Origin of the sequence: Gracilimonas mengyeensis (genome assembly GCF_900182705.1) — a bacterium.
In the GTDB taxonomy this organism is placed as follows: Bacteria; Bacteroidota; Rhodothermia; order Balneolales; family Balneolaceae; genus Gracilimonas; species Gracilimonas mengyeensis.
This window is the reverse complement of sequence record NZ_FXTP01000014.1, coordinates 114217-138636: the sequence shown is the minus strand read 5'-3', so window position 1 is coordinate 138636 and position 24420 is coordinate 114217. Positions and strand designations below refer to the sequence as shown.

General features: G+C 42.6%; 21 protein-coding genes. 14 read left to right on the top strand and 7 right to left on the bottom strand.

The window, feature by feature from the left end:
• Positions 1-34 precede the first annotated feature (34 nt).
• Positions 35-649 carry an inorganic pyrophosphatase gene (locus FN815_RS15435; RefSeq protein WP_142455551.1) on the top strand — a complete coding sequence of 205 codons (615 nt, stop codon included), beginning with the start codon at positions 35-37 and terminating at the stop codon, positions 647-649.
• Between the two features lie 59 nt (positions 650-708).
• Positions 709-1695: a cation diffusion facilitator family transporter gene (locus FN815_RS15430; RefSeq protein WP_185957324.1), complete on the top strand. Its 987-nt coding sequence runs from the start codon at positions 709-711 to the stop codon at positions 1693-1695.
• 323 nt (positions 1696-2018) lie between these two features.
• Here the strand turns inward: FN815_RS15430 and FN815_RS15425 are convergent, their stop codons facing one another.
• Both FN815_RS15425 and FN815_RS15420 read right to left on the bottom strand, forming a co-directional pair.
• Complete coding sequence (locus FN815_RS15425) at positions 2019-3170, bottom strand: ribonuclease D (protein ID WP_142455549.1); 1152 nt, start codon at positions 3168-3170, stop codon at positions 2019-2021.
• A gap of 120 nt (positions 3171-3290) precedes the next feature.
• Positions 3291-4172: an aldo/keto reductase gene (locus FN815_RS15420; RefSeq protein ID WP_142455548.1), complete on the bottom strand. Its 882-nt coding sequence runs from the start codon at positions 4170-4172 to the stop codon at positions 3291-3293.
• A gap of 329 nt (positions 4173-4501) precedes the next feature.
• Here FN815_RS15420 and FN815_RS15415 point away from each other — a divergent pair, with 329 nt between their 5' ends.
• The 10 genes from FN815_RS15415 (at position 4502) to FN815_RS15370 (ending at position 17089) form a co-directional block, all read left to right on the top strand.
• A complete protein-coding gene (locus FN815_RS15415; protein ID WP_142455547.1) occupies positions 4502-5695 on the top strand; it encodes a phosphoglycerate kinase in 1194 nt (397 codons plus the stop codon).
• A gap of 62 nt (positions 5696-5757) precedes the next feature.
• Positions 5758-6513 carry a transposase gene (locus tag FN815_RS15410; protein WP_142455546.1) on the top strand — a complete coding sequence of 252 codons (756 nt, stop codon included), beginning with the start codon at positions 5758-5760 and terminating at the stop codon, positions 6511-6513.
• Between the two features lie 399 nt (positions 6514-6912).
• Positions 6913-7932, top strand: coding sequence for a PorV/PorQ family protein (locus tag FN815_RS15405; RefSeq protein WP_142455545.1), 1020 nt, complete (start codon positions 6913-6915; stop codon positions 7930-7932).
• A gap of 148 nt (positions 7933-8080) precedes the next feature.
• Positions 8081-9256 (top strand): PorV/PorQ family protein, encoded by a 1176-nt coding sequence (locus FN815_RS15400; RefSeq protein WP_142455544.1) that lies wholly within the window; start codon positions 8081-8083, stop codon positions 9254-9256.
• 175 nt (positions 9257-9431) lie between these two features.
• Positions 9432-10607, top strand: coding sequence for a PorV/PorQ family protein (locus FN815_RS15395; RefSeq protein ID WP_142455543.1), 1176 nt, complete (start codon positions 9432-9434; stop codon positions 10605-10607).
• Between the two features lie 7 nt (positions 10608-10614).
• The gene (locus FN815_RS15390) at positions 10615-11784 is read left to right on the top strand and encodes a PorV/PorQ family protein (RefSeq protein WP_142455542.1); all 1170 of its coding nucleotides are present in this window, start codon (positions 10615-10617) and stop codon (positions 11782-11784) included.
• Between the two features lie 177 nt (positions 11785-11961).
• Positions 11962-13062 (top strand): PorV/PorQ family protein, encoded by a 1101-nt coding sequence (locus FN815_RS15385; RefSeq protein WP_185957323.1) that lies wholly within the window; start codon positions 11962-11964, stop codon positions 13060-13062.
• Positions 13063-13222: 160 nt separating this feature from the next.
• Complete coding sequence (locus FN815_RS15380) at positions 13223-14395, top strand: PorV/PorQ family protein (RefSeq protein WP_142455540.1); 1173 nt, start codon at positions 13223-13225, stop codon at positions 14393-14395.
• Between the two features lie 110 nt (positions 14396-14505).
• Complete coding sequence (locus FN815_RS15375; protein ID WP_142455539.1) at positions 14506-15603, top strand: AI-2E family transporter; 1098 nt, start codon at positions 14506-14508, stop codon at positions 15601-15603.
• Positions 15604-16087: 484 nt separating this feature from the next.
• Positions 16088-17089, top strand: a complete 1002-nt coding sequence (locus tag FN815_RS15370; RefSeq protein WP_142455538.1) for a glycoside hydrolase family 43 protein — start codon at positions 16088-16090, stop codon at positions 17087-17089.
• Positions 17090-17166: 77 nt separating this feature from the next.
• Here the strand turns inward: FN815_RS15370 and FN815_RS15365 are convergent, their stop codons facing one another.
• The 3 genes from FN815_RS15365 to FN815_RS15355 form a co-directional block, all read right to left on the bottom strand.
• On the bottom strand, positions 17167-18222 hold the full coding sequence (locus tag FN815_RS15365) for a glycoside hydrolase family 43 protein (RefSeq protein ID WP_142455537.1): 1056 nt from the start codon (positions 18220-18222) through the stop codon (positions 17167-17169).
• Positions 18223-18340: 118 nt separating this feature from the next.
• Positions 18341-19426 carry a 3-oxoacyl-ACP synthase III family protein gene (locus FN815_RS15360; RefSeq protein ID WP_142455536.1) on the bottom strand — a complete coding sequence of 362 codons (1086 nt, stop codon included), beginning with the start codon at positions 19424-19426 and terminating at the stop codon, positions 18341-18343.
• Positions 19427-19739: 313 nt separating this feature from the next.
• On the bottom strand, positions 19740-20759 hold the full coding sequence (locus tag FN815_RS15355; protein ID WP_142455535.1) for a glycosyltransferase family 2 protein: 1020 nt from the start codon (positions 20757-20759) through the stop codon (positions 19740-19742).
• Positions 20760-20863: 104 nt separating this feature from the next.
• Between FN815_RS15355 and FN815_RS15350 the strand changes: the two genes are divergently transcribed.
• On the top strand, positions 20864-21361 hold the full coding sequence (locus FN815_RS15350) for a metallophosphoesterase family protein (protein ID WP_142455534.1): 498 nt from the start codon (positions 20864-20866) through the stop codon (positions 21359-21361).
• Positions 21362-21409: 48 nt separating this feature from the next.
• Here the strand turns inward: FN815_RS15350 and FN815_RS15345 are convergent, their stop codons facing one another.
• Entirely contained in the window at positions 21410-22891 is a 1482-nt protein-coding gene (locus FN815_RS15345) for a phytoene desaturase family protein (protein WP_142455533.1), read from the bottom strand.
• Positions 22892-22954: 63 nt separating this feature from the next.
• A complete protein-coding gene (locus FN815_RS15340; protein WP_142455532.1) occupies positions 22955-23338 on the bottom strand; it encodes a VOC family protein in 384 nt (127 codons plus the stop codon).
• An 87-nt stretch (positions 23339-23425) separates the two neighbouring features.
• Between FN815_RS15340 and FN815_RS15335 the strand changes: the two genes are divergently transcribed.
• Positions 23426-24238 carry a UbiA prenyltransferase family protein gene (locus tag FN815_RS15335; RefSeq protein WP_142455531.1) on the top strand — a complete coding sequence of 271 codons (813 nt, stop codon included), beginning with the start codon at positions 23426-23428 and terminating at the stop codon, positions 24236-24238.
• The last annotated feature ends 182 nt before the right edge of the window (positions 24239-24420 follow it).

Below are 24420 nucleotides of genomic sequence, written 5' to 3'. Positions count from 1 at the left end.
TGATTTTTAAAATTCTCACTCTCAATCATAGTAAATGAACTTTCCGAATCCATTTTTTCGCTGGCGACCTCACCCTTGGCATGGACTTGAGGTAGGTGAAGATCATCCCCAAAAAGTAAATGCCTTTATTGAACTGACCCCTTTTGATACCATCAAGTATGAGGTGGATAAAAAAACCGGGTACATGCGGGTTGATCGTCCACAGCGAAGTTCTTCACTGCCTCCATCACTGTATGGATTTATCCCGCGTACCTATTGCGGTGATGAAGTTGGTGCCCTGTCAAATCAAGAGGTAAAAGGGGATGGTGACCCTTTGGATATTTGCGTACTTAGTGAACGTCCCATTGACCGTAATGAGGTAATCCTGAGCGCCCGTGTTATTGGCGGCTTACACATGGTAGATCATGACGAAGCCGATGACAAGATTATTTCTGTTCTCGATAACGACACCTATTACAGCGATATTGAAAGCATTAACGATTTACCGCCTGTTTTAATAGAGCGTCTGCGCCACTATTTTGGTACTTACAAACTTATCCCGGGCAAAGACACCAATGATGTGTATGTAGAAGGTATTTTTGATACCGATCATGCCTATAAAATCATTGAAGCTTCTATGCGGGATTATGAAATGATGTTTGGCGAATAGCCGTCATTTGCTCCAATTAAGGGGCTTCCTTTTTTATAACGTAAAGACCGCATTATTTGATGACAAAAGGCCAAAAAAATGTCCGCGTGCAAAAGTTTATAGTTGCTGTGGCGGTTGTGCTTTTTGTCATCAAAATGGCGGCTTGGTATTTTACCGGTTCGGTGGCCGTATTAACCGATGGCCTGGAAAGCATCGTAAATGTAATTTCGGGCTTTATTGGTTTATACAGCCTTAGCCTTTCTGCCAAACCCAAAGATGCCAATCACCCCTACGGACATGGCAAAGTGGAGTTTATCTCTGCAGGAATCGAAGGCACACTGATTGCTATTGCCGGCCTTTTCATCATATATGAAGCCATACAAAGTTTCATTTACCCGGAACCACTGCAAAAGCTGGATTTGGGGATTGTTCTGATCGCTCTTTCGGCGGTAGTCAATTATACTTTTGGATGGTGGGCCTATAAAACGGGGAAAGAAAATGATTCCCTGGCACTGCAAGCCAGCGGAAAGCACCTGCAAACCGATACTTATACCACACTTGGTATCATCGGGGGACTGATATTAATTCGCCTTACCAATATTCTGTGGCTGGATGGGGCCGTAGCCATTCTGTTTGCCCTTATCATCATGCGAATGGGATTCCGTATTCTCCGTGTGGCGGTAGCGGGTATTATGGATGAGACCGATGAAGATCTGTTGGAAGAACTCATCGCTTTTCTGCAGGCAAACCGCGATCCAAAATGGATTGATCTTCACAACCTCCGGATCATAAAATACGGACGCATTCTGCATGTAGATTGCCACCTTACACTTCCATGGTATCTAACGGTGAAAGAAGCCCATGCTGAACTCGACAAAATAGAAGCGCTTATCACAGAAAAATTCGGGAATCGCATCGAGATTTTTATACACACGGACTACTGCATGGAATTTTCCTGTCGCCTGTGTCAGGTTGAAAATTGCAAGGTCCGGCGCCATCCTTTTGAAGAAGAGATTACCTGGACGGTTGAGAATGTAGCATCCAATCGGCGGCATAAGCTGAAGTAAGTAAACCCTGTTAATTGGTCCCAAACGAGGGGTTAAAACCCTACGCTTTGAGTGCAGCACTTTAGTATTGCGAAGAAATCTAATGCTAAAATTATGGAGTCATTCTGAGGGTACTCCCGAAGAACCTTAGCCAGAAAATACTTACCAACTTGCTATTGGCCACAGCGCTTGAGCCACTGGAAACAAAGTTCTGGAAATTAGTTGATTAAGCTCCGCTACATGCAAGATCCATCGGGGGTACCCTCTGGACGACCGGGTTTGTGGAGAAGAGCGGGACTTTCAGTCCCCAGTGCCCCCCTACACATTCAGTGCAGGGTGGTCATTCAAATATATTCCGACAGGTCAATATCCAGATCTTTCGCATAGCGACGAAACAACTGTACTTTGTAATCCGGCATCATTTCTGTTTCACCGGCAATGATTTCTTTGGCTAAACGATTTGGCAGGATAAATGACTTAGCGTGCTTCCCAAAATCGTCGGCTATTTTATTTTGGATGGGGCGCATCAGTTTGGCTTTTAAGTGACTGATCCGGCTTTGCTCCTGGCGCATAGCCCGGTATTCCTGATCGTTTAAGGTATGGGAGGCTTTCCGTGAGGTGGACAGGTTCTGTGATTTGGCGTCTTCCACCGCCTCCTGTATTTCCTGTTTCAGCTGTTGCTGGAAACTGTCATTCTTTAGCGCACCAAAAATGCCCTTCATTCGCTGCCATTCATTCACTTTTTTGGGATTAAGCGCAAGAGATTCTACCAGACGTTTATTTACCAATTGGTAGACGGGCTTGTTATAACTTTCCGCCACCTCGTCAAAAAAGTTCATCAGGTGCTTGTACACATGCCATTCAAACATGGTCATGTCGTTTTTGTCTTTGTCCTTGATAAGGGTGTTGTGGTCCTCATCGCTGTAATCCAGCTTATCAAAAATGGCGTTCTCTTGCTGTACCCATTCCTGAACTTTTTGTCCGCTTATTTTTGATTCCAGGGCGTCCTTGAAATCCAGCAGGTACAGCACGTCATCAGCGGCGTATTCTTTTTGCTGATCAGATAGGGGGCGTTTGTACCAATTGCTCTGCTGCGAGCTGCTGTTTACTTCCACTTCCAGTACATCCTTGATGAGATTGGTGAGAGAAGCGGGCTCGAAATTCAGCAAACTGGTAGCTACATCCAGATCATAAATATTTTTTGGGAAACAGCCCATGGAATGTAGCAGACGAAGATCTTCTCCAAAAGCGAACACCACTTTTTGCACCTCGGGATTTTCCAGCACGGGAAAGATGACGTCAATATTCACATCTTCGCTAAGCGGATCGACGAGATAGCAATCCTGTCCGTCGTATATTTGCATCAGGCACATATTAAAGCCATAGCGGTACCGGTTACGGTCAAATTCCAGGTCAATGGCAAATGCAGAGACGTGAGAGAGGGCGTCGGTCAGTTTCCTGAGCCTCACATCTGTATCGATGTAATGAATAGTCATAGGGAGCAGTCAGCGGATGAAAGTTTGCCTCAAGGTATTAATAAAAAAGCACCAATGCTTTTATTGTAAGTAATGATACAGAAATCAAAGCATTAGGGCTTAAGGCAGAATCATTTAGAGCTACCGGTGTTTCTCGTACACATTCGGTTCAAGTGTAGCCGCCACTTTTTCCAGGGTTTCTGCGGTGATGTTCTCTTCATAATTTCCGAGGATGTCATCCAGTTGCTCTTGGGTACGGATGCCGGTTACAGCAGAGGCTACAGGGGGATGTCGCAATACATACTGAATGGCAGCAGTCAGTGAACTGCGAGTTCCTTGAGTTGCTTTTTGCATCTTTTCAACTTCCATGCTGGAATAGCCCAGGTAATCTTTAGCGGGCTTATCAATCAACATGCCTTTGGCAAGAGTTCCTCGGGTGAGAACGCTTATGTCATTTTCAGCCAACAGCTCCAGGCATTCTTCTTCCGGTCGTCTGTCCAGCAAACTATACTGCATCATCACGGCATCCATATTGGATTTTTCCACGTACTCGCGGATTACATTTGGTCGGATGGAAGAGATGCCATAAGCACGGATTTTACCTTGTTTCTTAAGGCGCTCGAAAGTCTCTATGATTTCATCGATGGGATCTTCAATAGTACCGCCGTGTAGCATATATAAATCGATGTACTCGGTTTGTAGCCGACGCAGGCTTTCGTCAATACCAAGCAAGATATGTTCTTTGGTTGGATTCCAGTCCCAGCCGCTGCCGTCTTCCCGCCAAACGTTTCCGACCTTTGTCGAAATGATGACATTATCGCGATGAGGCTTAAGGGCCTTGCCAACCATCTCTTCATTCAGTCCTTTGTCATAAAGGTCAGCTGTATCAAAAAAGTTAATGCCTTTCTCGACGGCATCGCGAACTAATGGAACGGATTCATTCGGATCCGTAGGCAACGACATGCACCCAAACCCGATCTCACTGATTTCAATGTCTGATCTTCCAATTTTGTGATATTTCATATGCAGTAACTCCTTTTTATTATTGAAAGTATAAGAAATAAAAATGGTTCCATATTAAGTCACCTAATTTACTTGTCATCAATCCAAGAATAATTTGCATCTATAGTACATAACTTATTTTTCAGAAATCAGAAATCAGAAATCAGAAATCAGAAATCAGAAATCAGAAATCAGAAATCAGAAATCAGAAACTAAAACCTAACACCTAAAAACTAAAACCTCCCAACTCACAACTCAAAACCCCACAAACCATTCATTAAAACTTCATTTCATCTAACAAACTTGGTACCTTCAGGTCGAAACTCAATCACAATAATTTATTTACCAATATGGCTAAGCTCACTCTTAACGATATCGAAGTAAAAGATAAAAAAGTGCTGATGCGCGTAGATTTCAACGTGCCCATCAAAGACGGTGAAATCACAGACGACAACCGCATCGTGCAGGCACTTCCATCCATCAAACACGTTATTGACAACGGAGGCTTGCTGATTTTAACCAGTCACCTGGGGCGGCCGGCCGGTACTCCCGATCCGGAATTTTCCCTAAAGCCAACGGCTGATCATCTAGCCACACTGATTGACGCCAAGGTACACTTTGCTGAAGATTGTATCGGTGAGAAAGCCGAATCTGTAATCAATGCAGCTGCTTTTGGAGAGGTAGTGGTACTCGAAAACGTGCGTTTTCACCCCGAAGAAAAACAAAACGACGAAGAATTCAGCAAAAAGCTGGCGGCACATGGCGACCTGTTTGTAAACGATGCCTTTGGAAGTTCGCACCGTGCGCATGCATCTGTAGCCGGTGTAACCCGATATTTGCAACCCGCCGTTTCCGGTTACCTGCTGGAAAAAGAAATTAAGTACCTGGAAGAAAGTGTAAACAATCCCGAGCGGCCTTTTGTAGCTATTTTGGGTGGAGCCAAGGTATCCGATAAAATCGGGGTGATTGAAAACCTGCTTTCGAAAGTAGATACCATTATTGTGGGTGGCGGGATGACCTACACCTTCTACAAGGCAAAAGGTCTGCCGATTGGTAATTCGCTGGTGGAAGAGGACAAAGTGGATCTGGCCAAAGAGCTGCTGGAAAAAGCTGAGGAAGCCGGTGTGAAGTTCATGTTGCCTATCGATTCAGTAGCAGCAAAAGAATTCAAGAACGATGCTGAATACAAAGTGGTGCCAGAAGATGGCATCGAAGACGGCTGGATGGGACTGGACATTGGACCGGAATCATCCATCGCTTTTGGCAACCAAATCAAAAATGCACAAACCGTGGTTTGGAATGGACCGATGGGCGTTTTTGAGATGGAGAATTTTGCAGACGGTACCTTTGCGGTAGCCAAAGCCCTGGCTGAAGCCACTCAAAACGGAGCTACTACCATTATTGGTGGCGGTGACTCCTCATCAGCTATAAAAGTTGCCGGCTTAAGCGACCAGGTATCACACGTATCTACCGGCGGTGGTGCCAGCCTGGAATACCTGGAAGGTAAAGAATTACCGGGCGTGGCTTCTTTGACGGATAAGTAAATATCGTAGGTCGGGCAGATTTGCCCGACCATTTTTTTAAAGGCAAATAATTGGAATTAAGCATGGCCGGACAAATCTGTCCGTCCTACGTTTTAGTTGATGTATTGGTATCAATTCAGTTATTTGTACCCAAATCAGGGTGCTGTATTATGAATTTTTACCGTAGAAAACTCCCTCATTGGCAACCACACGGAGCAGAGTATTTTGTGACTTTTCGGTTAGCAGGTTCAATACCCAAAAAAGTAATCACAAAATTAAAAGCAGAAAAAGAACAATTATTTGGTAAATATGTAGCTAATCAGGACTCCACAGAAGAAGTATCTGATATTCCGTTAAAAATTCACAAATACATTTTTAAAAAATACGATGACTACCTGGATGATCATGTAATAGGCCCTACCTGGCTTGCAGAAAAAGAAGTGGCAAAGGTAGTTACAGAAGCCATTTATTTTAGAGATGACAGAGTGTATGAGCTATATGCTTATTGCATTATGCCCAATCATGTGCATTTGGTTTTTAGGCTACTTAATGCCAAAAGCATTAATCCAGAAGAGAACGAGGATTTTCCTGTCACAAAAATTTTGCATGGCTTAAAGTGGTATTCTGCATTAAAAGCGAATAGAGTATTAGGAAGGACAGGAAACTCCTTTTGGCAATCCGAAAGTTATGATCATGTAATTAGAGATACAGAAGAATTGGAAAGAATAATCTTTTATACCCTCTATAATCCTGTGAAAGCTGGTCTAATAGATGGATGGGAAGATTGGCCCTTTTCATATTGTAAGCCTGAATTTAGAGAGAGATTCTCACAACCGTAGGACGGGCAGATTTGCCCGTCCATTGTTTGAAGCAAGCAATTTTACCAAATCACTCATGGACGGACAAATCTGTCCGTCCTACATTTTAATTTCCCATTCCCAACAAAATTAAATACATTGCTTTAAATAAATTTCATCACAAAAATTCTTATACGACACAAACCGCTACTACACTGAACACATAATTGGTCTGGAGTTCCAAGAGGGATTTTCCGATAAAAGTAGTTGTAGAGGTTTTTCGTATGAAAGTTTTATCCGCTTTTCTGGTGATGGTTTTAGGGGGCAGCACACTCATCTTTGCCCAACTTGACAGGGCCACCTTTCCCTTCTCTTATTTAAACACTAACGTAAAAAGTCTTTCCCTCGGCAATGCTACCGTATCATTAGATAGATTTGGGAATGAAGAAATTAGTCCGGCGGTGGTGGGAGAAGAGGGGGAAACTTCAAGTTACACCAAGTTGGCAGAACTATTTTTGGCGATTGAGACTAGGATGGGACCATAGAGGGGTAAAAGCGAATTATCGTCGGGGTCCATCCACATTTGGTATTTCGTTACAAAGGATTGAAGCAGGTGAACAAGTAACATCATATGGTGGCTTGGAACCCATACTTTATAAATATGTTCACTACGATTTGATGGTAAAAACGAGTTATTCGCATTCATTCCAGAACGGCTTAACAGCTGGAATGGCTATAAACTATCTTTACAGTAGTCAAGCTTCAGGGACAAGAATTTCTACACAATTGGTAGCCCCTAATACTTCTGTAAGCCTTGATCTGGGAGCCAACTATCAATTCCCCAAAATACAGTCCAGTGGTTTTATTTTAAGCCCTCATCTTGGCATGGCTCTAACTGATTTTGGTGCACCTTCTCATTATGCCGATCCAGATACGAAGCATCCTTTAGCTACCACACTCAGGTTAGGAGGAGGAGCAAATATCGCACTGAACAAAAAAGTATACGGATGGCAGGTCGTTGAATTATCGGTGATGCAAAATGTGTCCAAAGTTTTGGCACGTATTGAGGTTAAATCTAATGATAATGGCTTTTATCGTAATGCAATGAATCCATTTAAGGCATTAGTAAAATCTTGGGGAACCTATGAATATTATGATGGGCCTCGTATAAAAAAATCCAATTTTTCCGAACAGCTCTGGTGGCATTCAGGAGTAGAGCTAAAGTTTTTAGAAACGATCGCCTTGCGCTGGGGCTATCAAAAAGCAGGAAAGGCCGAAGAGGAGATGAGCTACCGGGCCTTGGGAGCTGGGATAGATTTGTATTACCTGGTGTTTGATTACACGCATATCAAAAACGATGAAGATGATAATTTACTGGTGGGGCACCACTGGCAAATCACGGGACGCATTCCACTGGATGGGACGCGGCCCGATACCATTTTAAATATGCTATTTGATTAAGGTTTTCAAGGCTGGCACGAGGTTTTCGACTGGTAATCTTAAAAAAATAAAAAAGCACTATACGGAAAAACAGCTACGACACTAAAACGGATCATTAACCTGGAATTTATTGAGACATATTCTGGTCAAAGTAGTTAGAGAGATTTATATGAAAATTATTATCGTTTTTTTATTGATGGTGTTTGGATGTAGCAGAAGCTCAATGGCACAGCTTGACAGGACTGCCTTTCCCTTTTCTTATTTAAACACCAACGTAAAAAGTCTATCCCTCGGCAATGCCACGGTATCTTTGAATACATTTGGAAATGAGGAAATCAATCCGGCGGTTATTGGAGAGGAGGGAATTTTGCAAATATCACCAAGCTGGTATAATTATGTAGATTACATGGAATGGAAGCACAGAGGACTCAAAACGAATTACAGGTTAGGTCAATCAATCTTTGGCTTTTCATTTCAAAGAATAGCAGCAGGGAAACAAGTAGAAACCATTCATACCTCTTTAAGTTTTCCATTTATACATAAAATTGGAAATTATGATTTGGATCTCAGTGCAAGTTATTCACATGTATTTAAGAATGGCTTAACAATTGGAGTGGGGGTGAATTATCTATATAGTAGTGAAGCTTCAGCCACTACGGTTTCTGCAGAAATGGTAAAACCAGACGATTCCTGGAGTGTAGATCTGGGAGCAAACTACCAATTTCCTGAAGCCCGGTTTAATGATTTTGCTTTAAGACCTCATCTTGGGGTTTCTCTCACTGATTTCGGAACGCCTTCCGATTATATCCGCTCAGAAACAGAGTATCCCATGCCCACCACGTTGAGGATTGGAGGAGGTGCCAATATCATACTAAATAAAAAAGCATATGGACGGAAGGTCATGGAAGTATCAGTCCTGCAAAATGTGTCCAAAATTCTGGCCCGAATAGAAATAAAGTCGAACGAAAATGGCTTATATGCTGATGCAATGAATCCATTTAAGGCGTTAATTAGATCTTGGGGTACTTATGAGTACTATGACGGGTATGTTAGAGGGAAATCTGATTTATCCGAACAATTGTGGTGGCATTCAGGGGTAGAGTTAAAACTCTTAGAAGCGATTGCCTTACGATGGGGCTATCAAAATGCAGCAAAAGTAGAAGAACCGCTAAGCTACCGCGCTTTGGGTGTTGGGATTGATCTGTATTACCTGGTGTTTGATTACACCCATATCAAAAACGATGAAGATGATAATTTACTGGTGGGGCACCACTGGCAAATCACGGGACGCATTCCTCTGGATGGAAAGCGACCTGATACAATTTTGAACGTGCTATTTGATTAAGGTTTTCCGTGCCGGATCTGGATAACACCCGGCCTTCTTTTTGATTAGAACAAAAACCACCAATACCCAATACACAGAAGGATTTATAAGCTGAAGATCGATACTACACTATAACAGATCATTAACCAGGTTAGCTAAAAGGAATAACCCGGAAAAAGTAGTTGAAGAGATTTATATGAGATTTATTTTCGTTTTTCTATTGATGGCGTTTGGATGGAGTGCTGATTCATTGGCTCAGCTCAATAATGTAGCTTTCCCCTTTTCGTATTTAAATACCAACATCAAAAGCCTTTCGCTGGGGAATGCCACGGTCTCACTAAACGGGATTGGGCATGATGAAATAACCCCGGCAGTGGCTGGTGAAAAAGGAGTTATTCAGGTTGCTCCAATCTGGCGCAATGACTCATGGACCTTAAGAAAGAGCTGGAAGACAAGAGGTCTGAAAATGAACTACAGAACAGGTAGCTCAAATTTCGGTTTTTCTTTTCATCATTATGCAACCAACGAGCAGGAGAGTACGGCCCTGTTTTATGTTCCCTTTATTTACAAGTATAACCATGATGAAATACATTTAGCTACCCGTTATTCCTATTCATTTCAAAGTGGATTAACGGTAGGAACAGGATTGAACTATATGTATAGCAGTGAGGGGGATGGGTATGCGTCTCGAAACCAGAAAACGAAAGCCGCTGATGCCTGGACGCTTGATATAGGGGCAAATTATCAATTCTCAGATATCAGTTTTAGCCAAGTCACATTTCAGCCTCATGTCGGGATTGCTCTTACTGATTTTGGTATGCCTTCTCGTTATGTCGAATCGAATTCAAGCAACCCGATGCCTGCCACATTGAGGATAGGAGGAGGAACCAATATCAGTTTTAATAAAAAAGTAGATGGTCGGGAGGTGCTTGAGTTATCGGTCATGCAGAATGTTTCGAAGATAATGGCTCGTACAATTCAGAAGCCACATGAGAATGAAATGCATGTTGATGCTATGAATCCCTTTAAGGCCCTGATAAAATCCTGGGGAGCTTATGAATATGTTGCAAATGGCAGCGAGAAAAAAGCAGATCTTGCCGAACAGCTTTGGTGGCATTCCGGGATGGAACTGGTCTTTCTGGAGTCCATTGCTGTACGATTGGGATATCAAAAAGCCGGTAAAGCGGAAGAACAACTTAGCTATTGGTCTTTGGGAGCAGGCATTGATCTTTACTATGTAGTGTTAGATTACACACATATCAACATCAAAAATTATAACAATGTTTTTCTAAAGCCTCATTGGCAAATAACCGGTCGTATCCCTTTAGATGGACAACGGCCTGACACGATTTTAGACATTTTATCTAATTAAGGTTTATATGAGAATTATCTTCACATTTCTTTTAATGGCGATGGGATTGAGTGCTACTTCGCTGGCTCAGCTAAATAAAGCCGCTTTCCCTTTTTCGTATTTAAATACCAACATCAAAAGCCTTTCGCTGGGCAATGCCACGGTGTCACTAAACGGGATTGGAAATGAGGAAATTAATCCTGCAGTAGCCGCGCAAGAGGGAGTGCTTCAGATCATACCAATCTGGGATTTGTATATAGGTAGATACAGACTATTATTTAAACAGAGAGGTTTGAGCACAAACTACAGGTTTTCAAATTCAACAGTGGGTTTATCTATTCATCTGAATAAAGTACGTCTTTCTACCGGACATGCTTTTTCAGCCCCCTATCTTTATAAAGTTCCCAATGATGAAATATATATTCGCTCAAATTATTCGTATTCATTTCAAAGTGGTGTGACATTAGGAGCGGGTCTGAATTATTTATACAGTAGTGAAGCTCCTCGAAGCCAGATATCAACCCAAAAAATTAAAAAGACTCATAGTTTTAGTATTGATTTAGGGGCAAAATATCAGCTCCAAAACATTCAGGTAGGCATGTTCTCATTTGAACCTCACATGGGACTTGCCCTAACGGATTTTGGACGTCCTGCGCATTACATATATGAAGATTCAAAGTTCCCATTACCCACTGTTTTACGTATGGGAGGGGCTGCTAACATTGAGCTCGATAAAAGAGTTTATGGGCTAAATCTCATTGAGTTAACGGCCGTGCAAAATGTATCGAAAATTATGGCACGTATGAAGGATCAGCCCGATGAATACGGGCATCGAAATGAGGCCATGAATCCCTTTAAAGCCTTAATAAAATCCTGGGGTACCTATAAGTACCGGATCAGGTCAGGTATGATGAAACATAATTTGTCAGAACAACTTTGGTGGCATTCGGGAGTAGAGCTCAAGCTATTGGAGGCATTAAATATTCGTTGGGGCTATCAAAAAGCTGGCGAAGCGGAGAAATCATTAAGCTACTGGGCTCTGGGCGGAGGGATTGATCTGTATTACCTGGTGTTTGATTACACATACCTCAACAACAAAGAGGAAGATCTGCTGGAAGGTCATCACTGGCAAATAACCGGTCGTATCCCACTGGATGGGACGCGGTCTGATACTATTCTGAACGCATTATTTAACTAAAAAGGAAGAACATCAATAAAAAACCTAAATCTGGGAAAACCTATAGAAAGCACCGCTACTGTTGAGTATATCATCAACCCAAACCCTTATACATAGTTTATGCGTTTTATCTTATGCTTTCTGCTTAGTTCATTTAGCTTGACACCGACAGCTTATGCCCAACTGTTTGAATCAGCTATGCCAAGTTTAACCATGAGCACCAATATCAAAACCACCTCACTGGCCAATGCCAATGTTGCAGCAGTAGGAGAACTTTCGGATGTACACATCAACCCTGCTGGTATAGGCATGGCTCATACCGTTGAGATTATCCCAATACTAAGTTCTTTTGGAATTAATGGGCGGATGACCGGTGCAAATCTTTCAACGGATGTGGGCAGATTGGCCATTGCTTTAACGGCTCGGAAAATGGACACGGGAGGAAGGGTTGATGTGGGATTTGGTCAACCGCAACTCTTAAATTACTATGTAAAGAATGAATCCATCCTAAATGGGGCTGTGGCTTATTCTATTACAGATAAGTTTCGTTTGGGATTGGGGATAAACTATATCCGAAATGAAAGAAAGTATTTTAGGTCAGCAACAGAAATCCATGAAGGAATGAGTTTTGACTTTGGTCTGATACTTGAGATGGAGGAATTTGAAAACAACAGTGTTCGCCTTAAACCTTCATTTGGGTTTTCATTAACAGATTTTGGAAAGGGAATACGTTACAACAGGTATAAAACAAACGATCCGTTGCCAACTACACTCCGACTTGGAGCAAGTCTGGATTTCGAAACTACGAATGAAATTTACGATCAGAAGTTGATTAGGATCAGTCTGCTTTCCGGCATTTCAAAAATAATAGCCCGTCAGGAATTAAAAGAGAATAGTGCAGGAGATACAGTGTGGACGGCGATGAACCCTTTTAAGGCCTTGTTTAATTCCTGGGACACTTTCCATTGGCGAGAAGCTTTTTTTTCCCAAAAGGGAAAAGCAATCTTAGCTGAGCAAATTTGGCTTCAGGGAGCCTTTGAGGTTAAAGTTTTGGAGACCTTCGCTTTAAGGATGGGATATGAGAAGGCTGCGAAGAGAGAAAATCTTTTAAGTAAAATTACCTTTGGCGCAGGCATCGATTTATATTATCTGAATATCGACTATGCCTGGTTGAATTATGTGAATGATTATTCCGCTGAGGATTATAGTTACGAATTGGGCCATCACCTGCAACTTACCGCCCGCATTCCCCTGGATGGACACAAACCCGATAGCATTCTGAATCATTTGTTCAAATGATATCAGCGGCAACGGCATCTGTGATTGTACAAAAAGCTATAAAAAATGCTATAAAATTCAGGTCTATAATCAGTTTTAACTATCACTAAATTATTATAAAACTTGTTTTTATAGTTTCATATATAGATAATTAACTTAGATTCTAAAAAAATTACTGGTTATGAGAGTTTTATCATTTTGTTTGCTTCTGGGGTTCATCCCTTTTTCTGTTAATGCTCAATACCGAACGGCCGGGGTTTCTTTTATAAGTGTACAGGAGAGCATTCGTAGCTATGCATTGGGGAATTCCACAGTAGCTTTTACAGGAAGTTCGGCAGCGCATCATCTTAACCCGGCATCTCTAAGCCATAATAGAATCCCGACGGTTTCCTTTTCCCGGTATACCAGAAAGTGGCGATCATACTCAGAAAATATCTTTACAAATGTATATGCTGGTTACACGATAGGACCAGTAGATATGGCTGCTTCTCTAAAACATTTCAGGATAAAAGAGGAAGAGATTTTTGGCACATTAGAGAGTAAACACAAGGAGTACCTGGTTAATTTTACGGCAAGTTATAATGTTGGAAATGGATTGCGGGTGGGAGCAGGTGTCAATTACATTTATAGTCAGCTCCTGCGTTATAGCAGTATTTATGCCTCGGATTTTGAACCTGATAAGACTTTTTCTTTTGATCTCGGCATTCAATATCAAAAGAAAGCTACACTTTCTAGCTCTTGGCATATCATCCCTGCTGTGGGTGCTTCTTTGACTGATTTTGGGGAGGCGGTAAGCTACAATGATGATTTTGCCGGAGATCCTCTGCCCATGAAATTAAGACTGGGAACCGGTATTGAATTAATATCCACAAAGAGAACCATGGGGCTGAACACCTTTACGGGTACATTGTCCCTGGCCCTTTCGAAACCAATGGTACGCAGGGAAATTCAAGTCAGCAGGAACAATGATGGCACCGTAGACTCAAGTTATGTTCCTATGAAACCTTTTAAGGCTTTATTCAAAAGTTGGGATACCTACCATTGGTCGAATGGACAGGCACAGCAATCTGATTTGGGAGAACAGATTTGGAGCCACGTAGGACTCGAAGGAATTTTTCTGGAAACCTTTGCAATTCGTCTCGGCTACCAGGATGCAGGACAGCCGGATAAGGGGCATTCTTTCCGTTCGATAGGAGGAGGTATTAACCTTGGATACCTTCAGTTTGATTATGCTTATATCCATGATATTGAAAGCGGACCTAATAGAAATTCAAACCATTGGCAATTTACCGCTCGTATTCCCCTGGATGGACACAAACCCGATAGCATCCTGCATCATTTATTCAATTTTTAACTGTTGATATTCCTGCTGTTAACAGTAATACGGAACAAAAAAGCGGTTAAGGAATAAACATTTATAAGAAATATTTTACACTATGCTGTATACTTGTGAAAAATAACCCTATGGAAAAATACCCGCTATTACTTCGGGCAACTATACGACTGGCTTTTGCATTTTTGATTGTTGCCGCCCTTTTACTCACCCGCAAGCTGTTGGTTCCCCTTTGCCTCAGTGTGATGCTGGCCTATTTGCTTTATCCGTATGCCCAATGGTTAGAAAAAAAGAAAGTCCCACGTATAGCTACCAACCTGATCGTAATACTAAGTTTTTTCGCCATTCTATCGGGTATCGTGTACACCTTAATAGCACTGTTTTCCGGCTTTGTGGATAATATTGCGGAAATTAAAGAACAGGTGGAGACCAACCTGGATGCCTTCAAGCAAATTTTGGCAGGATTCACGGGTTTCTCAGAATCCTCAATCAACGGATGGATTGACAGTGCCAGCCAAACCGGCGAGTACGTCAAACAGGCGTTTACAGCTACCACCAATACCATTTTGAGTATCGCCTTGTTGCCGGTGTACACCTTTCTGCTGCTTTTTTATCGTGATAAATTCCGCTCCTTTATCTCCATGCTGATTGATAACAGTGAGGAAGGAGTGGCCCAAAAAATTCTGGACCAGGCGGAAGAAGTGGTCCCCAAATACCTCAAAGGACTCGTTATTGTTTGTTTTACGTTGATGGGGCTTAACTCCCTCGGCTTTTATCTCATCGGGGTGGAGTATCCCTTGCTGTTTGGCATTATCGCTGCGCTGTTTAACCTCATCCCTTACCTTGGCACCGTATTAGGCTACGGGGCGGTACTGGTATTTGTATTGGGGATACAGGGACCTACCGTTGCTTTTGCGGTCATTGCACAATTTTTTGTGGTTCAGTTTATTGAGAACAATATTCTCACACCCAACATTACCGGGTCCTATGTACAGATCAATCCGCTGGTCATTATCTTTTCGCTGATTGCTGCCGGTATGGTGTGGGGACTTCCGGGGATGCTTATCATTATTCCATACCTTGGCTTGTTTAAAATTGTATGTGAGAATATCGAAAGCATGGAACCCATTGGCTACTTGTTGGGAACCCGGGGCACGGAACGGCATTCCATCACCATAGAATCTCTGCAGCGCCGCTTTGGCTGGCTGGACGAGGATGAAAAAAACTAAGTAAACGACCGTTTGATATAAAAGTCATCATTGCGAGCCACTAATTTTGCCCAAAATCGGGGTAACACCTTTGAAGAGATTACCAGAACCTGTCATGGGTAGTCATCGCGTGCCCAGACCCGTGATCTCCTTACCACCAGCAACGCCAGGCAACAACGGAACAATGGTGAGTACTTCGCCATTTATCGGGAGATCCCGGTTCTGCGATTCCACTTGGCTCCATCTTGACCGGGATGACTAGCCCATTTTTACGTCATTCTCATATCGAATTCAGGTTAAGTAAACAAATACCCGGAATTTAGTTTTATTTTGGAGCACACATCCTGCTGCCAACTAATTTTTTTGTTTCTACTCAATAGGTAGAATACACAACGGCCTTAACAAAGATCGTTGAATTATGAGTGGGATTTAATATATTAAGCGTATAAAGTACACTTATTATGCGGGGGTGTGCAAAAGCAGCCATTAACCTAAAACCAAGCCTATGTTTTTTTCATCAAATTACCTTAAACCTTCACTGTTTATTTTTGCGTGCTTCTTGAGCACTTCTTGTCAGGCACAGCAATCAACCAAGGAGTTAAGCGCACAGCCCGTTCCTGAACCCGGTAACCCTATCATAACCGACAAATATACTGCTGATCCCGCTGCTATTGTTCACGAGGATACGGTGTTTTTGTATGTAGGCCATGATGAGGCTGAGCCCGGTTATGGTTTTTACAACCTCAATGAATGGCTGGTGTATTCTTCTACCGATATGGTGAATTGGAAAGAATACGACGTGCCGCTAAAAGCCACGGATTTCGAATGGGCTTCTGGAGATGCCTGGGCCGCTGAAGTAATTGAAAAGGACGGCAAATTTTATTGGTACACCACCGTGACCCATGCTATCATTGAAGGTAAAGCCATTGGCGTGGCCGTATCTGACAGCCCTACTGGACCATTCAAAGATGCCCGGGGATCTGCTCTGGTTAGCAACGATATGACCAAAGCAACCGATATTTCCTGGGATGATATTGACCCTACCGTATTTATTGATGATGACGGTCAGGCCTATATGTTTTGGGGGAATACTGCACTGTATTATTCCAAGCTCAAGGACAACATGATTGAATTGGAAGGAGAAATTAAAACCATTGATTTGCCGCACTTTACGGAAGCTCCATGGTTGCATAAAAAGAATGGATACTACTATCTGAGTTATGCCTACAAATTCCCTGAAAAAACAGCGTACGCTATGGCTACCGATATTGAAGGTCCCTACTACTTTCAGGATATCCTGAATGAAGTGGCTGGTAACACCAACACCAATCACCAAGCCATCATCGAGTACAAGGGTAAGGATTACTTCATTTATCACACCGGTGTTATTCCTACACAGGGCGGAAGCTTCCGCAGATCCGTGTCTATTGATTATCTATACTACAACGAAGACGGAACCATGAAGCGGGTGATTATGACCACCGAAGGGGTAGATCCTGCCGAGTAGTAGTGACATCATCAAAATTTAGATATAATAAAAAAGCCCCGTTGTCGGGGCTTTTTTTGTAGAAGATAATCTGATGTTTAATCTCGTTTTTCAGGATCGGTAGGAGCGTTATCAGGACGTGGAACACCAAAATCTGGAGTGCCGTCCTCATTCCATTTAAGAACCTGAACGCGCGTATGACGATTTGGATCGTTCAATGGATCGCCGTCAATTTCCTTATAACTGCGTGCATGATAAATGAATAAGTCAGTTTCACCATCCGGAGTGGTGGTAAAACTGTTGTGTCCCGGGCCATAAATGCCGTTTTCCTCGGAGGTCTTGAATACCGGCTCTTCTGACTTTTTCCAGGAATCGGGATCCAAAAGGTCGGCATCCTGGTCTGCAGTTAACAAGCCAACCGCATAGTTATGATCGGTGCCACTGGCAGAATAGGTCATAAAAATCTTGCCGTTTCTTTTGATCACAGCAGCTCCTTCGTTTACACGGTACAGTTGGATTTCCCAGTCAAACTCGGGACGGGTAATCTCCACCTGCGGTTGTTTGATGGTCCAGGCATTCTCCATCTCTGCGATATATAAGGCAGTATTGCCTTCCATCTCTGGCGGGTGTTGTGCCCATACCAGGTATCGTGTGCCCTCATGCTCAAAGCTGGTGGCATCCAGGGAGAAGGTTTCCCACTTGGTTTTAACTTGTCCTTTTTCTACCCATTCGCCTTCCATGGGGTTTTCGGAATCATTTTCTACTACGTACATGCGGATGGCCCACACATCTTCGGCACCACCGGCTGCGTAATGGATGTACCACTTGCCATCTATGTAATGAATTTCAGGAGCCCAGATGTGAGAACCCTGCGGACCGGTTTCGTGCTTGCGCCAGATAACTTTTGGTTCGGCATCAGCCAGGCCTTCAATGGTTTTGGCCCTGCGTAATTCCAGCCGGTCAAATTCGGGGACTGAAGCTGTGAAATAATAATAGCCATCGCTGTGAAGATACACCCAGGGATCAGCTCGCTGCAAAATAAGGGGATTGGTGTATTCCTTGCTTTGCGCTTGAAGAATATCCGTTACTCCAATTAAAATCAGCAGGGCGAATATTGAAAAGTATTTAGAAATATTTGTTTTGGTGTGTTCCATAAGACCTCCAACTTTATTGTTAACAACCGGAACATAGGTAAATTATTTATTAAATGTATATTTTACACTTAATATTAAAAGGGCTTTTTTAAAGTATTGAAGTGACTTAACGGGGAAATTATTCCATTTGGTATACCATAGCATTGATATTCATACCTGCACCTACTGAAGCGAAAACCAACGTTCCCTTTTTGTTGATTTCATAGTCTTTCAGTTCATCATTCAGCATCAGATCAAGCAGGGTTGGGACCGTGGCCACCGATGAATTGCCTAACCAAGATATGGTCATAGGCATGATGTGTTCCGGAACTTCATCTTTATCATAAAGCTTGTACAGGCGTTTAATGATGGCATCATCCATTTTACCATTGGCCTGATGTATAAGAATATGATTGATATCCTCAATGCCTAAACCGCATTTTTCAATGGCTCCTTTTATAGCTTGAGGTACATTGGTTAAGGCATATTGATAGAGCTTACGTCCATGCATTTTTAGATAAATATCGCCTTTATCCTTAAGGTCGGGGTGATAGGATTTATCCATAAAAAGCATTTTGGAATAGATCAGGGTGTCAGAGCGGGTGTTATGGCAAAGGATGCCTGTGGGTTTGTCACTTTCCCGGGCTTCCAGGATCGTGGCTCCGGCGCCGTCGGCATAAATCATGCTGTCGCGATCATGCGGATCGGAAACGCGGGATAATGTTTCTGCTCCAATCACCATAATTTTTTTGGCATCGCCTGATTTAATAAAATAATCAGCCTGTATCATGGATTGCAGCCAGCCGGGACATCCAAAAGGAACATCATAAGCAATACAGTTTGGGTTTTTGATTTCCAGTTTGTGCTTTACCCGGGCAGCCAGGCTGGGTACCATGTCGGTACGATTGCTGCCAGCTTTAACATCCCCAAAATTATGAGCCACCATAATGTAATCCAGTTCTTCGGGGTTGATACCTGATGAATCGATGGCATCTTTAGCGGCAAAAAAGGCTATGTCGGAAGCAACGAGATCATCCGTAACGTATCTTCTTTCTTCAATTTCAGTGATTTCAAAAAACTTCTGAATGATTTCGGCATTTTCTTTTGCGAGAGGTTTGCCGTTAGCATCAAAAAAATCGTTATCGAGAAATGCTTCATTGGTAATACGGCGGGTTGGAATGTAGCTGCCGGTTCCGCGTATTACACTGTAAGTGGAAGTGCTCATTAATAGCCTGTAATGTCCGTTATAAATTTTATTAAATACTGTAAAAGACCCCTTGGAACGTAAAGATTGCGTATGAAAAATCAAATAAATAGTTGTGCAATAGGGAGATAGTAGATAAGGAAATAGGGAAATTTAAGACAAGATTATATATAGGTACAGGAATAGATTTTTGCTTGAGCATACTGGTGTTCTATCCAGAATTTCCTGAAAAAGTATTCCTTATTTACTTATCTCCATATTCCCTTTTGAATAAAATACTGTTAAGGGCTTTGCTGGCAAAAACCAATCAGTAATGAGCTCTGAAATGGCAAGCTTAATCCGGCAGGTCAGAGAAGCGTTTCACTCCTTTCACAAAGTGTTGCCAAACCAGGTTGAAAGCTTTCATTGTTGGCGGGTTATTGGGGTGTATACGCTTTAGCTGCAGCTGTTTTCTTTTTTTGTGAACAGAAGATAGATGTGAGAAGAAATAGGCATGAGCCCGGGCAACGGCCCACCATTCTTTGGGTTTGCCTGATAGCAGGGCTTTCCAGGCGGCTACAACATCCAACATAAGTCTAAGAGTTATTTTCTTATAAAGACCTTCCTCTGCACAATTCTTCCAGAGCATGAATAAACTGTTTCTAAAGTTGTAATACACCTTACGCGGAGATCCCATAGGCAGCGAACCGCCCCCAAGATGATAAACGGTACTATCCGGAACATACCGAATTTTATGGCCCTGGTTTTGAAGGCGCCAGCAGAGGTCGATTTCTTCCATATGAAACTCAAAGTCCTCGTCAAATCCTCCATGTTGTATGAATAAATCTTTCCGAATGGCAAGGGCAGCTCCTGTAGCCCAGAAGATATCGGTGGGGTCGTCATACTGAGACTCATCCGGTTCTACGTGATCAAACACGCGCCCGCGGCAAAAGGGATACCCGTAGTGATCGATGAAGCCTCCGGCTGCTCCCGCATATTCGAAATAGTCCGGCTCTCTGAACGCTCTCAACTTTGGCTGAGCGGCTCCCGTGTGATCCTCTTCAAAAGCAGAAGAAATTCCATGTAACCAGTCCTTTTCTACTTTTACGTCATTATTAAGGAACAATAAAATTTCTTTCTCGGCAAAGGGCACAGCTCTGTTATTTCCCCCGCAATAGCCGTAATTTCGATCAAAGGAAGCAATTTTAACTTCCGGATACGTTGACCTGATCCATTCTTTGGATCCATCATCAGAGGCGTTATCGGCAATGATAATTTCAAAATCAGAATAATCGGTTTCCGTTACGGAAGGCAGAAACTTTTTCAGGAGTTCCAGCGCATTCCAGGTAACTATTATGATGCTTATGCCTTTCAATGAATGAATATTTTTTAACGGTTGTTGATAAAATATGCCGGAATAAGCAAGTTTAAAATGATACCTTGCCCGGCAATCTTGGAGTTTCAGATGATACAAAAAGTATGATCAAAATAGGGCTGATTTCAGATACACATAATTACCTTGATCCTCAGGTGTTCGAATATTTCGAAGACTGTGATGAAATATGGCATGCAGGCGATTTTGGCACCTTGAAGGTGGCCGATGAGCTTAAAAAAATTGCACCTGTAGTGGGCGTATACGGAAATATAGACGGTGAAGATATTCGTAAGGAATATCCTTTGCATCAACGCTTTGAGCGAGAAGGACTGGATGTTTGGATGACACATATTGGGGGTATCCCCGGCCGTTATTGCATACCCATACGGCGCGAAATGGAAGAAAATCCACCCGAATTGTTCATCTGCGGGCATTCTCATATTCTGCGCATTTCCCGGGATCAGGATTTAAACAAAATGTTGTATATGAATCCGGGAGCTGCGGGTCGTCAGGGTTTCCATAAACACCGTACCCTGGTTCGTTTCGAAATTGTGGAAGGGAGTATCCATAATGTAGAAGTGATTAACCTGGATATGGACTGAAGAACCTCGAACATTCAACAAGGAACACTAAACACTGAAGTGTTCTAGCTAAAAATCAGTTTCATGGCGTTCGATGAGTTTAAGGGCATTAAACGCGGATTGAACCACTAAAGGGATACCTCCGCCGGGATGGGTAGAGCCTCCTACAAAATAGAGTCCATCTATATCTCGGGATTTATTTCGAGGACGCACAAAGGCAGAAAATTTATTATTGGATGATGTGCCGTAAATACTGCCTTTGTTGGAGCGATATTTTTCGTAAAAATCTACCGGTGTGATACTTTTTCTGAACTGAATATGATCACTCAAGTTTTCTAATCCCCTTTTCTCCAAACATCGAATCACCTTGTCTCCATATTCTTTATCGTTCTCAGACCAGTTGTAATTTTCGGAGAGATAAGGAGCGTTTACTAAAATGAACAGGTTTGAACCGCCATCCGGGGCATGATCAGGATCGGAAAATGAGGTATTGGCTACATAAATAGTGGGATCATCCGGCATCACTTTTTTCCGGAAGATTTGCTGAAATTCCTGCTTGTAGTCTTCGGTAAAAAAGATGTTATGATGACGTAGTTGTTCGTAGCTCTTATCAATTCCCAGCATCAATACAAAACCTGAGCAGGAGGGTTCTATATCTTTTGCCTTTTCTTTTTTACGCGATGGGGTGCAGCAAGCCGGAAGCAGCTGAACGATGGTTTCGGTAGCGTCACTGTTAGAAATGACTAAATGTGCGTTAAAAACGTCATTATTGGCTAAACGAACTCCGCCGGCTTGCCGGTCTTTAATCACTACTTCTTCAACATCCGCTCCAAAATGAAATTGCACATCCAGTGATTTAGCAAGATCAAACAGGCTCTCAGCGATAGTATAGAGCCCCCCTTTCACATAATAACCACCCTGGTTAAGTTCCACATGAGGAATAACATTTAAGGTTGCCGGCGCCTGAAAAGGGGATGAGCCATTGTAAGTGGTGAAGCGTTTAAAGAACTTTCGCAAGTAGGGCGATTTAAAATACGAATCCACCCGTTTGCTGACGGTGGAAAAGGCATCAATCCCGAAAAAACTGAGCAGATCCAGTTCCTTGAAATCTTGCAGTTCATACAAGGGATTGAAGATGAATGCATTGGATGTTTTAAGATACAACGATTCAGAATACTCCAGAAAAGCCGTGTAAGCGACGCTGTCTTCAGGGGCTATAGCTTTTATTTCTTTCAAAGTAGCAGCCCGGTTATCGTAATTGTCGAATACGGTTCCATCTTGGTAAAAGTAACGACAAAGGGGAGATAAGGGAACCAATTCCAGATAATCGGACAGTTTTGAGCCGCACTCCTCAAACAGTTGCTCGAGCACAAAGGGCATGGTGAGCAGGCTGGGACCAGTATCAAAGCGAAATCCATCTGCTTCCACAAGGTTCATCTTGCCGCCCACAGTTTCGTTCTTCTCAAATACTTCGACGTGATGTCCTTTTGCAGCCAGCAGGCAAGCGGAAGCTAATCCCCCGATACCGGCACCAATAATGGAGATTTTCATAGATGAAAACTAATGCTTTGGATGACAGAATTTTAAAATGTTACAACAGGTTGAACCAAATAGCTATACCGCATCATTCACTTCAATCCAATATCCGTCAGGATCCTGAAAATAAACCTGGTTGATGCCATCGGCACGGACGGTAGTGGCATTAGGCTTTGCTTTGGAATTGTGCGGGGTGATGTCATTTTCTTCGAGGTGAGCCAAAAACACGTCAAAATCTTTGAGCCTGAGTGCTATGTGTATGCCAATGTTGGTTTGTATGCCTTCGGTCTCGCCTTTCACCAGATGAAGTTCTCTGTCTTCGCCCAGCGAGAACCACCGAATATGTGGTTTCTCTGTTCTGTTCTCAATAGGAGATAGTTTCAGTATATCGGAATAAAATGCAGCACTTTCTTCCAGGTTTTTCACTTTTATGGTGTAGTGATCGAAAACGGCGTTGAACATGATGGTGTTTATTTGGTGGAGTTAATATCCAATGAGTAGTATTAAATTTCAGTTTTATATAAGCAGACAGGTGGCTAAGTTCAAGAAATGCAGATAGCCAAAAAACTTTTTCTTTTCTACATACAAGCCAGCATTCACGTAGCTATGGCTACTGCTGCTTTTACCTGGTTGAGTATGCTGGAATTTGGGCTGCCAGCCGATATCTATCTGATTCTTTTTGTGTTTTTGGGAACCGTGGTTGGCTATAACTTTGTGAAATATGCGGGTATCGCCAACCTGCATCATATCGAGCAGACCCCGGCTATACGATCCATCCGGTTTTTCACCATTCTGATGATGATTTTGCTGGTGCTCGTAGCTTTTCGATTGAGCATTAACCAGTTATTATCGGCAGCTTTTTTGGGAGTACTTACCCTGTTGTATGCCGTGCCTTTGTTTCGCAACCGCAATCTGAGAAGTCTTCAAGGCATGAAAGTATTTGTTATTGCGCTGGTTTGGGCAGGGGCTACGGTGATTTTGCCTTTGGAGAATCAACCCCAGGTACCCGTTTTAGATATGTGGATTGAAGCGGTACAGCGATTCCTCTTTGTAGTAGTGCTAATTTTGCCTTTCGAAATCCGTGATTTGAAATATGACGAGGAAGAATTGGCTACCATCCCTCAGTTGCTGGGTGTCTCAAAAACTAAATGGTTGGGAGTGGCGCTGTTGATTATGGTGGTCCTGCTCAACTTTGCAGAAACTACGTTTAAACCCTTGCAAACCATTGTACTTTCGGTAATGGCCTGCGTTACCGGCACGATGTTGGTGATTTCCAGAGTCTATCAACCAGCATTTTATGCTTCTTTCTGGGTTGAAGGGATTCCTGTCCTGTGGTTGTTGCTGTTGCTTTTACTTCTGTGATATTAAAACCGCAAAGAGCGCCAAGTTTGCAAAGTATAGTATGTTCTTGTAGATGACTGGACTGCCGCTAATGTTTACAGGGAGCATTGAAATGGGGCTTTAATTAGGAGGATGTAAACTACAAGAACTAAAACCCTATGTCCTTATCCACTTATCTCCCTTTTGAATAATTATCCAATATG